General features: G+C 72.5%; 7 protein-coding genes and 2 pseudogenes. 8 read left to right on the top strand and 1 reads right to left on the bottom strand.

Annotated features, from left to right (window positions below):
* Window positions 1–16: 16 nt before the first annotated feature.
* From ACWD02_RS16140 to ACWD02_RS16160, 5 genes are all read left to right on the top strand, one after another.
* Window positions 17–976 (top strand): Zn-ribbon domain-containing OB-fold protein, encoded by a 960-nt coding sequence (locus ACWD02_RS16140; protein ID WP_451210196.1) that lies wholly within the window; start codon window positions 17–19, stop codon window positions 974–976.
* Entirely contained in the window at window positions 977–2,056 is a 1,080-nt protein-coding gene (locus tag ACWD02_RS16145) for a thiolase domain-containing protein (RefSeq protein ID WP_451210199.1), read from the top strand. It begins immediately after the preceding gene.
* Window positions 2,053–3,237: a thiolase domain-containing protein gene (locus tag ACWD02_RS16150; RefSeq protein ID WP_451210201.1), complete on the top strand. Its 1,185-nt coding sequence runs from the start codon at window positions 2,053–2,055 to the stop codon at window positions 3,235–3,237. Before ACWD02_RS16145 ends, ACWD02_RS16150 begins: the two co-directional genes overlap by 4 nt.
* A gap of 107 nt (window positions 3,238–3,344) precedes the next feature.
* Window positions 3,345–3,608 carry a DUF397 domain-containing protein gene (locus tag ACWD02_RS16155; protein ID WP_336605706.1) on the top strand — a complete coding sequence of 88 codons (264 nt, stop codon included), beginning with the start codon at window positions 3,345–3,347 and terminating at the stop codon, window positions 3,606–3,608.
* Window positions 3,609–3,777: 169 nt separating this feature from the next.
* Window positions 3,778–4,692: a universal stress protein gene (locus tag ACWD02_RS16160; protein ID WP_451210203.1), complete on the top strand. Its 915-nt coding sequence runs from the start codon at window positions 3,778–3,780 to the stop codon at window positions 4,690–4,692.
* A gap of 34 nt (window positions 4,693–4,726) precedes the next feature.
* On the opposite strand, the gene ACWD02_RS16165 is transcribed toward ACWD02_RS16160, so the two are convergent.
* Window positions 4,727–5,491: a leucine-rich repeat domain-containing protein gene (locus tag ACWD02_RS16165; RefSeq protein WP_451210206.1), complete on the bottom strand. Its 765-nt coding sequence runs from the start codon at window positions 5,489–5,491 to the stop codon at window positions 4,727–4,729.
* A 154-nt stretch (window positions 5,492–5,645) separates the two neighbouring features.
* Here ACWD02_RS16165 and ACWD02_RS16170 point away from each other — a divergent pair.
* From ACWD02_RS16170 to ACWD02_RS16180, 3 genes and pseudogenes are all read left to right on the top strand, one after another.
* A pseudogene (locus tag ACWD02_RS16170) lies at window positions 5,646–8,536 on the top strand (ATP-binding protein).
* Window positions 8,537–8,642: 106 nt separating this feature from the next.
* Window positions 8,643–9,143: a hypothetical protein gene (locus ACWD02_RS16175; protein WP_451210209.1), complete on the top strand. Its 501-nt coding sequence runs from the start codon at window positions 8,643–8,645 to the stop codon at window positions 9,141–9,143.
* 249 nt (window positions 9,144–9,392) lie between these two features.
* Window positions 9,393–11,621: pseudogene (locus ACWD02_RS16180) on the top strand (glycoside hydrolase family 95 protein).
* Window positions 11,622–11,678 lie beyond the last annotated feature (57 nt).

The following is an 11,678-nucleotide window of genomic DNA, read 5'->3' on the forward strand; positions in this document are numbered from 1 at the left end:
GAAATGGAGATTGGTCATGGCAACCGCCTCCTCACCCGAAGTGCTGCGTGCGCCTCTCGTTGTTGAGTTTCCCTTTACCCGCTCCCTCGGTCCCGTGCAGAGCGCGTTTCTCACCGGGCTGCGTGAGCGCACCGTGCTCGGGGTCAGGACCACCGACGGGCGCACGCTCGTTCCGCCCGTCGAGTACGACCCCGTGACAGCCGACGAGATACGCGATCTGGTCGAGGTCGCCGCCACCGGCACCGTCACCACCTGGGCCTGGAACCACGAACCCCGCAGGGGACAGCCCCTGGACCGCCCCTTCGCCTGGGTCCTGGTGAAGCTCGACGGCGCCGACACCGCCCTGCTGCACGCCCTGGACGCGCCGGGGCCCGACGCCGTCGAAACCGGCATGCGCGTCCGGATCCGCTGGGCCGGCGAACGTGTCGGCGCCATCACCGACATCGCCTGCTTCGAGCCGGACGACACCCCGGCGGGAGACGAACCCCGTCCGCACACCGGGGAGTTCGCAGACCCCGTCACCGGCATCATCGCGGCCGCCCGCCTCGACTACACCTACGCGCCGGGCCGCGCCCAGACCGCCTACATCAAGGCACTCTCCGACAGGAAGACCGTCGGCGAGCGCTGCCCCTCCTGCCGCAAGGTCTACGTCCCGCCCCGCGGCGCCTGCCCCACCTGCGGCGTCGCCACGACCGAGCGGGTCGAGGTCGGGCCGCGCGGCACCGTCACCACGTACTGCATCGTCAACATCAAGGCGAAGAACCTCGACATCGAAGTGCCCTACGTCTACGCCCACATCGCCCTCGACGGCGCCGACCTCGCCCTGCACGCACGTATCGCGGGCATCCCCTACGACCAGGTGCGGATGGGTCTGCGCGTCGAGCCGGTGTGGACCGAGGGCGCCCGCTTCCCCGATCACTACCGGCCCACGGGCGAGCCGGACGCCGACTACGACACGTACAAGGAGCTGGTGTAGATGCCGTCCGCCAAGCAGTCGGTGATGCGGCCCGTCCGGGACATCGCCATCGTGGCCTTCGGTCAGACCGACCATCTGCGCTCCACCGACGAGCTCTCCGAGGTGGAGATGCTCATGCCGGTCCTGCACCAGGTACTCGCCGCCACCGGCCTGAAGACCAGCGACATCGGCTTCACCTGCTCGGGTTCCTCGGACTATCTCGCGGGACGCGCCTTCTCCTTCACGATGGCGCTCGACGGGGTGGGGGCCTGGCCGCCGATCTCCGAGTCGCACGTCGAGATGGACGGGGCGTGGGCCCTGTACGAGGCGTGGACCAAGCTGCTCACCGGCGACGCCGACACCGCGCTCGTGTACTCCTACGGCAAGTCGTCCCCCGGGTCGGTGCGTGACGTGCTGACCCGGCAGCTCGACCCGTACTACGTGGCGCCCCTGTGGCCTGACTCGGTCGCCCTCGCCGCACTTCAGGCGCAGGCCCTGATCGACGCGGGGGACACCGACGAGCCCGCCCTCGCCGGGGTCGCGGCGCGCAGCCGCCGGGACGCGTCCGGCAACCCGCACGCGCAACTGCGCGAAGCGGTGCCGCAGGGCGACTACCTCGTACGCCCCCTGCGTACCGGTGACTGCCCGCCCATCGGGGACGGCGCCGCCGCCGTGATCCTCGCGGCGGGGGACCGGGCCCGCGAACTCTGCGAACGGCCCGCGTGGATACGGGGCATCGACCACCGCATGGAGGCGCACAGCCTGGGCGTGCGCGACCTCACCGACTCACCGTCCAGCCGCCTGGCCGCCGAGCGCGCCGGTGCCTTCGAACGCCCTGTGGACACGGCCGAGTTGCACGCCCCCTTCACCTCCCAGGAGGTCGTCCTGCGCAAGGCGCTGAAGCTGGGCGACGAGGTCGCGGTGAACCCCTCCGGGGGCGCCCTTGCCGCGAACCCCGTCATGGCCGCCGGACTGATCCGGCTCGGCGAGGCCGCCGCCCGCATCCACCGCGGCGAGTCGGACCGGGCCCTGGCGCACGCCACATCGGGCCCGTGCCTGCAGCAGAACCTGGTCGCCGTCCTCGAAGGAGAACCGTCATGAGTGGGGTGAATGGGGCGGGCAAGGAGCCCGTGGCCGTCGTCGGGATCGGCCAGACCAAGCACGTCGCCGCCCGGCGGGACGTGTCGATCGCGGGCCTCGTCCGTGAGGCCGCCCAACAGGCTCTCGCGGAAGCCGAGTTGACGTGGGCCGACATCGACGCCGTGGTCATCGGCAAGGCGCCGGACTTCTTCGAGGGCGTCATGATGCCCGAGCTGTACCTCGCCGACGCGCTCGGTGCGGTGGGCAAACCCATGCTGCGCGTCCACACCGCGGGCTCCGTCGGCGGCTCCACGGCCCTGGTCGCGTCGAACCTGGTCGCGGGCCGCGTCCACGGCACCGTGCTCACCCTCGCCTTCGAAAAACAGTCGGAATCCAACGCGATGTGGGGGCTCTCCCTCCCCATCCCCTTCCAGCAGCCGCTGCTCGCGGGCGCGGGCGGCTTCTTCGCCCCGCACGTGCGCGCGTACATGCGGCGCACCGGCGCCCCCGACACGGTCGGCTCGCTCGTCGCGTACAAGGACCGCCGCAACGCCCTCAAGAACCCCTACGCCCACCTGCACGAACACGACATCACCCTGGAGAAGGTGCAGGCGTCGCCGATGCTCTGGGACCCGATCCGCTACTCCGAGACCTGCCCGTCGTCCGACGGGGCCTGCGCGATGATCCTCACCGACCGTGCGGGCGCGGCCCGTTCGCCCAGGCCGCCCGCGTGGATGCACGGCGGTGCCATGCGCAGCGAGCCGACGCTCTTCGCCGGCAAGGACTTCGTGTCGCCGCAGGCGGGCAAGGACTGTGCCGCCGACGTCTACCGGCAGGCGGGCATCAGCGACCCGCGGCGTGACATCGACGCCGTCGAGATGTACGTGCCGTTCTCCTGGTACGAGCCGATGTGGCTGGAGAACCTGGGCTTCGCCGAGGAGGGCGAGGGCTGGAAGCTGACCGAGTCGGGTGTGACGGAGCTGGACGGCGATCTCCCCGTCAACATGTCGGGCGGCGTCCTTTCCACCAACCCCATCGGCGCCTCGGGCATGATCCGCTTCGCCGAAGCGGCACTTCAGGTGCGCGGCCAGGCCGGCGAGCACCAGATCGACGGGGCGCGCAGGGCGCTCGGACACGCTTACGGAGGCGGCTCGCAGTTCTTCTCCATGTGGCTGGTCGGCGCGGAGCCGCCCACGACGTGACGGGTGTGTCGGACCGGGCGGGCGGGTGTCCTCCTGTCGCGGCCTGTCCGGTACCGGAACCGAAAGCTAGGCTGGCGGGCGGACGACGCATCGGGAGGAGCACGGACGTGGCCGAAGGCACCATTCAGCAGCATCCGCTCGCAGGTCAGCAGCGCCCGCTCGCGGGCTGGGACAAGCCGGAGCTCGACCTCAGCACAGCGGACTGGCAATCGAGCAGCGAGGGGCGGGGTGATGTGGAGATCGCCTTTGTCGAGGGCTTCATCGCGATGCGCAACGCAGGCCGTCCCGAGAGCCCGTCCCTCATCTTCACTCCGGCGGAGTGGGGAGCGTTCGTGCACGGCGCGCGTGCGGGGGAGTTCGACCTGACGTAGGCCGTGCGGGGCGTTGTGACCCCTCGTCTCCGGCTGTCGCGACCGCTCGCGGCTCGTGCCGTGCTGACCTGGTGACCTCGGAATCCGCCGCCGGCCCGCCTTCGAGAACGGGGCAGGGACCGGCAGCGGAGACGGTCGACCTTGGCCTTGCGCCGGAGACGAGGAAGCCATGAGTGACGACACCCCCGTTGAACCTGTCGCGGCCGTCGACGGACCGGTCGTCGTGGCCGTCGACGGGTCGGCCGGCAGCGACCACGCCCTGGAATGGGCGCTGACCGCGGCGCGCCTGCGGGACGCGCCGCTGCGGATCGTGCACGTTCGGCAGTACGCGATGCCGCTCGCCGACGGTCCGTACATGCCGGCCATCGACCACCGCCCGGACGCCGACCCGGTCGTCGACCGGGTGCGCGCGGCCCTGGAGGGGCGGGCGCAGCTGCCCCCGCTGACCGTCGAGGTCATGGAGGGCACCCCGGGGCGGGACATCCCCCGGCTCGGCGACGCGGCGCGGCTGCTTGTCCTCGGGTCACGCGGGCGCGGCGGCTTCGCCAGCCTGCTGCTCGGCTCGAACGGCATCGCGTGCGCGCGGGAAGCGGCGTGCCCCGTGGTCGTGGTGCGGCCGGACAAGCAGCTCACGGCGGGGGCCGAGCCGTGCGTGGTGCTCGGTCTGGACGCGCTCTCCCCGCACGAGTACACGATCGGCTTCGCCTTCGCGGAAGCGGCTCTGCGCGGCGCGGTGCTCCGGGTCGTGAGCGCCTATCCCGGGCCTGTCCTCGTCTATACCGCCACCGGCGACTTCGTGACCTCGGCGGAGGCGGACGCGGCGACCGCGGCGCAGTACACCGAGCTGGCGGGTGAGCAGCTCGCGCCCTTCCAGGAGCGGTACCCGAACGTGCGCGTCGAGCGGGAGGTCCTGCCGGGGGACGCGGCGGGTCTCCTGGTGGACGCCTCGCGGGAGGCCGAGCTCGTGGTGGTGGGACGACACCACAGCCGCAGGTCGCTGGGGCGGCTGATGGGATCGGTGACCAACGCGGTGCTGATGCACGCGAAGGGCGCGGTCGCCGTGGTGCCTCCGGAGTCCCGGTAGGGGCGGTCTCACCCTCCGGCCCGGTCCCTGAGCCTCACCGCAGCACCACGCATCCCCGCCCCTCCAGCCTCCGCAGCAGCACCTCGGGCACGTCGACCTCGTTCCAGCGCAGGTCGAGTTTCTCCAGCGCGGGCAGGTCGCCGATCCAGGGCGGCAGCTCGCGCAGGCGGTTGGCCCGCAGGTCGAGCCGCCGCAGCAGGGGCAGTCCCCGCACGGCGTCGGGGACCCTCTCGAACTCGTTCTCCCGCAGCTCCAGTTCGCGCAGCTCGCGCAGGCAGCCGAGCGATTCGGGGAGCGAGGAGAGGCGGTTGCCGCGCAGCCACAGTTCACGCAGGGCCGTCAGGGCGCCCAGCGACGAGGGGACCGAGGTGAGGCGGTTGTGCTGGGCGCGCAGTTCCACCAGGGCGTCCAGTGAGCCCAGCGTGTCCGGCAGCGCGGTGAGCCGGTTCTCGCCCACGTTGAGATAGGTCAGCCGCTTCAGGTTGCCCAGGGAGTCCGGCAGCGACGTGAGGCGGTTGTCGTGGACGTAGAGGAAGCGGCTCAGGGCGGTCAGATCTCCCAGCTCCGGCGGGAGCTCGGTCAGGGAGTTGTGGCCCAGGTCCAGTGTGTGCAGTGAGGTCAGGGTGCCGATCCGGGCCGGGAGGCGTGTGAGCGCGTTGTCGGGCAGCAGCAGCACCTCCAGGGACGCGTGGTGCCACACCTCGGCGGGAACGTCGCTCAGGCCGCCGTGCCAGTAGTTGAGTACGTTCTCGGAGCCGACCGTCACGTGTGGACCCTTCGCCCGGGGTGGATGCCCCATGGGATTTCGATGGACAGGGGATGACCATGCCCCATCGCACCGCTGTGGCCGAATCGGCTCCCGGCGGGCCCCACGGGCGTAACCTGAAGTGCCTGAAGTCCAGGGCCCGCGCCGCGAGAAGCGCCCGGCGCACCACCGTGGCGAGGGGTGTCCCATGGTGCATCACGTCACGCACGGCAGGCGGATCCTCTTCGAGCGTGAAAGTGAACTCGCCGCGGTCGACGAGGCGTTGAGCGAGCTGTGCGGCCTTTCGCGGGACGGCTCCGAGCCGCCGGACAGGGCCCGCGGCGCCCTCATCGCCTTTGCCGGGCGAGCGGGCCTCGGCAAGACCTCCCTGCTCGCCGAGGCGCGGCGCCGCGCCGTCGCCAAGGGCTGCACCGTGGCACCGGCCCGCGGCGGCGACCAGGAGCAGCGGGTCGCCTTCCACGTGGCGCGGCAACTGGTCCAGCCGCTGCTCGCCTCCGTCCCGGACGCGGAACTGCGGGACGTGCTCGGCAGTTGGTACGCCATCGTCGGCCCCGCCCTCGGGCTGTGCGCGCCGCCGGACGACGCGCCGCCCGACCCGCAGGGGCTGCGGGACGGCCTCGACTGGGTGCTCACCCACCTCGCCGTGCAGCGCGCCCCGCTGGTCGTCGTGATCGACGACGCGCACTGGGCCGACGCCGAGTCGCTGAGCTGGCTCTCCGCCTTCGCGCCCCGCGCGGAGGCCCTGCCGTTGCTGCTGGTCGTCGCCTACCGGCCCGAGGAACTGCCCGCGCACGCGGAGGAGTTCAGAGGTCTGCCCGGACGTGCCGGGCAGCGGCCCATCGGACTCGAACCGCTCAGCGCCACCGCCGTCGCCCGCCTCGTACGGGACTCGCTCGGCGCCCGTGCCGACGACGCGTTCTGCCGCGAGTGCTGGGCGGTGACCGCGGGCAATCCGTTCGAGGCCGTGGAACTGACCGCGAAGGTCCGCGACCGCGGTCTCACCCCGGACGAGGCCGGCGCGCATCTGCTGCGTGATCTCGCCGCGGCCGTCAAGGGCAGCGGCCTCGTCGGCCGCCTGGAGCGCCTCGGCACCTCCACCGTTCGGTTCGCCTGGGCCTGCGCCGTCCTGGGCACCTCGATCTCTCCGGCGCTCGCCGCGACCGTCGCGGGCATCGGCGAACGCGAGGCCGCCGACTGCGCGGACCGGCTGCGCCGCGCGCGGGTCCTGACCGGCGCCCACACCCTGGAGTTCGTGCACCCGCTGATCGCCACCGCCGTCTACCGCGCCATCCCCTGCGGCGTACGCGTCGCCCTGCACGGGCAAGCGGCCTGGAGCGTGGTCAACGCGGGACTCGGGGCGTCCGCCGCCGCACGCCATCTCCTGGAGGTCCACCCGACGGCGACACCTGGGTGGTGCAGCAACTGCGCGCTGCCGCCCGCGAGACCGTCCGCGCGGGCGCCCCCGACGCCGCGCGGCGCTACCTCGCCCGCGCCCTGCGCGAACCCCCGCCCTGGGAGGACCGTGCCGCCGTCCTCTACGAACTCGGCTGCGCGTCCCTCCTGACCGAACCGGCGACCACCGTCAACCACCTGCGCGCCGCGCTCGAGGAGCCCATCACCGATCCCGCCCTGCGCCACGGCATCGTCTACCGCCTTTCCCAGGTTCTCGCCCACTCCGACCGCCTTGGCGAGGCCTCCGACACCCTCGCCCGCGAGATCCGTCTGACCGCCGAGCCACGGGTGCGGATCCGGATGCAGGCCGAGCAGTTCATGTGGGACGCCTTCCGGGCCGACGAGCCGGACTCGCCCGCCCGTTCACGGCGCCTGGCCCGCCTCGCCGACCGGCTGCCGGGCCACGACCTCACCGAGCGGTACATCATCGGGCTGCGCGCCTGGGACGCGATGCTGCGCGCCGAACCCGCCGGGACGGCCGTGCGCCATGCCGAGCGCGCCCTGGTCGGCGGGCTCGGCTGGGCCGAGGAGGGCAGGGGCTTCGAGGTCCCCGTCCTGGTCGCGCTCACCTTCCTGTACGCCGACCGGCCGGGGCGGGCCGAGCAGCTGTTCGCCGCCGGGATCGCCGACTTCGAGCGGCAGGGCTGGCGCGGCGCCCATCTGTCGTTCGCGTACACGCTGCTCGGGTACGTGCGTTTCCGCCGCGGGCGCCTCGCCGAGGCCGAGGACTTCGTGCGCGCGGGGCTGCGCATCGCCGAACGGGTCGGACCGGGAACCCCCGCCCACTGGTACGCCGTCGGCATCCTCGTCGAGATCCTGCTGGCCCGCGGCCGCGTCGCCGAGGCCACCCGCGTCGCGGAGGAGTACGGCTTCGGGGCGCCGTTCCCCGCGGCCGTCGTCTTCCCCGACGCGCAGGCCGTGCACGGTGAACTGCTGCTCGCCCGTGGCCTCACCAAGGACGCGGCCGCCGAACTCGCCGCGGCGGGGCGCCGCCTCGACCCGCGTGGCATGCGCAACCCCGCCTGGTGTCCCTGGCAGCTGCACCTCGCGCTCGCCGAGGCCGAGGACGCCCCCGAGCGCGCCCTCGCCACCTCGTACGAGGCGGTCCGGCGCGCCCGCAGGTTCGCCACCGCGTCGGCGGTCGGGCAGGCGCTGCGGATCACCGCGGACGTCGCATCGGGATCCGTGCGCATCAAGCTCCTGGAGGAGGCCGTCAGCCATCTGGAGCGGTCGCCCGCGGCCTACGAACTCGCGTGTGCGCTGGTCCGCCTCGGCGCCGAACTGCGACGTGCGGGCCGTCCCAAGGACGCCGCCGATCCCCTCTACCGGGGGTTGGAGGCGGCCGTCCAGTGCGGCGCCGACGGCCTGGTCGAGCAGGCCCGCGACGAGCTGGCGGCGGCCGGCCTGCGCCCGCGCCTGCTGCACAGCACCGAGACCGACACGCTCACCGCGCGCGAGCGCACCGCCGCGGCGCTCACCGCGGGCGGCGCGTCCGCCGCCCGCGTCGCCGAGGAACTGCACACCGACGAGCCGGCGGTCGTGCGACTGCTGTCCGCCGTCTACCGGAAAGTGGGAACGGACCGCTCCGGTCTCGCCGCAGCACTCGCGCCCCACCACCCCCGCTGACCTCGCGCTGACCTCGCGCTGAACACGGTCCCGCCCGCCGCGCGCCTCGCGTGCGGCGCCGCCGCCCCCGCGCCGACAAGCACCGCGGGCCACGTACCATTGGCGCATGTCCTTCCTCCGCCGCCGCAGCTCCGCCACTCCCGCTGGCCCGGACTTCGATGTCCTGGCCATGGACCCGGGTGACTGGCCCGGCAACCTCGGCGCGGGTCTGCTGCCCGCCCCCGACGGCAGCTGCCAGGGCGTCTTCCTGCGCTACGACCTGTTCGGCGGGCGCGGCCCCGCGATGATCATCGGCAATCTGCCCGAGGGCTCCCCGGCACGTGAGCTCGCCGACGACGAGGTGCCCTTCGAGGTGGCCCAGCTGCTGCTCGCGCTGGAGAACGACGAGGAGGTCACCGTCGTCACCACCGAGGACATGCCGGTGATGCAGGGCGACAACCTCCTCATCGTGCGCCGGCTCAAGCTCTCGGAGAGCCGCATCTCCTGCGTGCAGTTCGACCGCAGCGACGGCGTCCTGGTCACCATCGCCGCCTGGGACCGGCCGATCACCGACGATCTGTACGCCCTCCTGAAGCCGCTGCCCGCGGAGCTCTTCCAGCAGGGCTGACACGCCCGGCCCAGCACAGGAATCCGGCCCACCCCTCCTGCCGGAGGGGTGGGTTTTGTCATGCGCCTTGCCAGGCCAGTCATCGGACTTTTAACGTGACCGGTCATGACTCCCGGGATCTCGCGAAGAACCACGATGAAGTCCGCCGTAGGTGGAGCAGCCGTACTGGCTACGGCCAGAGGTGTGCTCGCCGGGCCTGCGGCCGCAGATGAGGGCCGACCCGACGAGCACGACACATCCGATGAATCGCTGCTCTGGTACGCGGTACCTGCCGCCGACTGGGAACGCGAGGCCCTTCCCATCGGCAACGGCGCGCTCGGTGCCATGATCTTCGGCACCCTCGCCTCCGAGCGGCTCCAGTTCAACGAGAAGACCCTGTGGACCGGCGGCCCCGGCTCCCGCGAGGGCTACGACCACGGCAACTGGCGCGAGGCCAGACCCGGCGCCCTCGCCGCGGTGCAGAAGGAACTGGACGAGAAGGGCAAGCTCGCCCCCGACGCGGTCGCCGCCGACCTCGGCCAGTCCCGCCGCGGCTACGGCGCCCACCAGACCTTCGGCGATCTGCACCTGGACATGCCCGGCGGCCCGGCCGAGCCCGACGCCACCTACCGCCGCGCCCTGGATCTGCGCACCGGCCTGGCGACCGTCACGTACACCCACCAAAATGTGCGCCACGAGCGGGAGTTCTTCGCGTCCTGCCCCGACGGCGTGCTCGTGGGCCGCCTGGCCGCGGACCGCCCCGCGAGCGTCACCTGCACCCTGCGACACACCTCGCCCCGCGCCGACTTCACCGCGAAGGCGAGCGGCGACCGGATCGCCGTACGCGGTGAACTCGCCGACAACGGACTGAAGTTCGAGGCGCAGCTGCGTGTCATGCACCAGGGCGGCACGCGCACGGCGAACGCGGACGGCAGCATCACCGTCAGCGCCGCCGACCACGTCTGGTTCGTGCTCGCCGCCGGAACCGACTACGCCGACACCTACCCCGACTACCGCGGAAGCGACCCGCACGCCCGCGTCACCGGCGCCGTCGACAAGGCCGTCGCCCGCGGCCACGGCGCGCTGCGCGCCCGTCATCTGCGCGACCACCGCGACCTTTTCGGCCGCGTCACCCTCGACATCGGCCAGGCCGCACCCGCCGATGTCCCGACCGACCAGCTGCTCAAGGGGTACGGGTCAGGTGCGAGCGCGGCCGACCGAGCCCTGGAAGCCCTCTTCTTCCAGTACGGCCGCTACCTCCTCATCGCCTCCTCACGGCCGGGCTCGCTGCCCGCCAATCTGCAGGGCGTGTGGAACAACAGCACGACGCCGCCCTGGTCGGCCGACTACCACACCAACATCAACCTCCAGATGAACTACTGGCTCGCCGAGGCCGCCAACCTCGCGGAGACCACCGCCCCCTACGACCGCTTCGTCGAGGCACTGCGCGCGCCGGGGCGGCGCACGGCCAAGGAGATGTTCGGCTCACGGGGCTGGGTGGTGCACAACGAGACCAACCCCTACGGCTTCACCGGCGTCCACGACTGGTCGACCGCCTTCTGGTTCCCCGAGGCGGCCGCCTGGCTCACCGCGCAGCTCTACGAGCACTACCGCTTCGGCGGCTCCATCGAGTACCTGCGCACCACCGCCTATCCGGTGATGAAGGAGGCCGCCGAGTTCTGGCTCGACAACCTGCGCACCGACCCCCGCGACGGTACCCTCGTCGTCACCCCCAGCTAGTCGCCGGAGCACGGCGACTTCACCGCGGGTGACTCCATGGCCCAGCAGATCGTGCACGACCTGCTCACCAACACCCTGGAGGCCGCGCGCGTGCTCGGCGACTCGGCCGCGTTCCGCGCCGAGCTCGAGAAGACCCTTGGCAAGCTCGACCCCGGCCTGCGCGTCGGCTCCTGGGGACAGCTCCAGGAGTGGAAGGCCGACCTGGACTCAAGGACCGACGACCACCGCCACGTGTCCCACCTCTACGCCCTGCATCCCGGCCGCCAGATCCAGCCCGGCAGCGAGTGGGCCGACGCCGCGAAGGTCTCACTGACCGCGCGCGGCGACGGCGGCACCGGCTGGTCCAAGGCGTGGAAGATCAACTTCTGGGCGCGGCTCCGCGACGGCGACCACGCGCACAAGATGCTCGGCGAACAGCTCAAGTCCTCGACGCTGCCCAACCTCTGGGACACCCATCCGCCGTTCCAGATCGACGGCAACTTCGGGGCGACATCGGGCATCGTGGAGATGCTCCTGCAGAGCCAGTTCGACGTCATCGAGGTGCTGCCCGCGCTGCCCGCGAGCTGGCCCGACGGGTCGGTGCGCGGCCTGCGGGCCCGCGGCGGGGCACGCCTCGACGTCGAGTGGTCGGGCGGCCGGGCCACCCGCATCGTGCTCACCGCCACGCGCACCCGCGAACTGACCCTGCGCAGCGACCTGTTGAAGGGCGGCGAGAAGACCTTCAAGGCCCGCGCCGGACAGCGCCACGTCTTCGACTGAGTACCCGTCCACCCAGACGTCAGGGCCGGGCCCGCCCCCACGCGAACCCGGCCCTGA

The organism is Streptomyces sp. NPDC002853 (assembly GCF_053591915.1).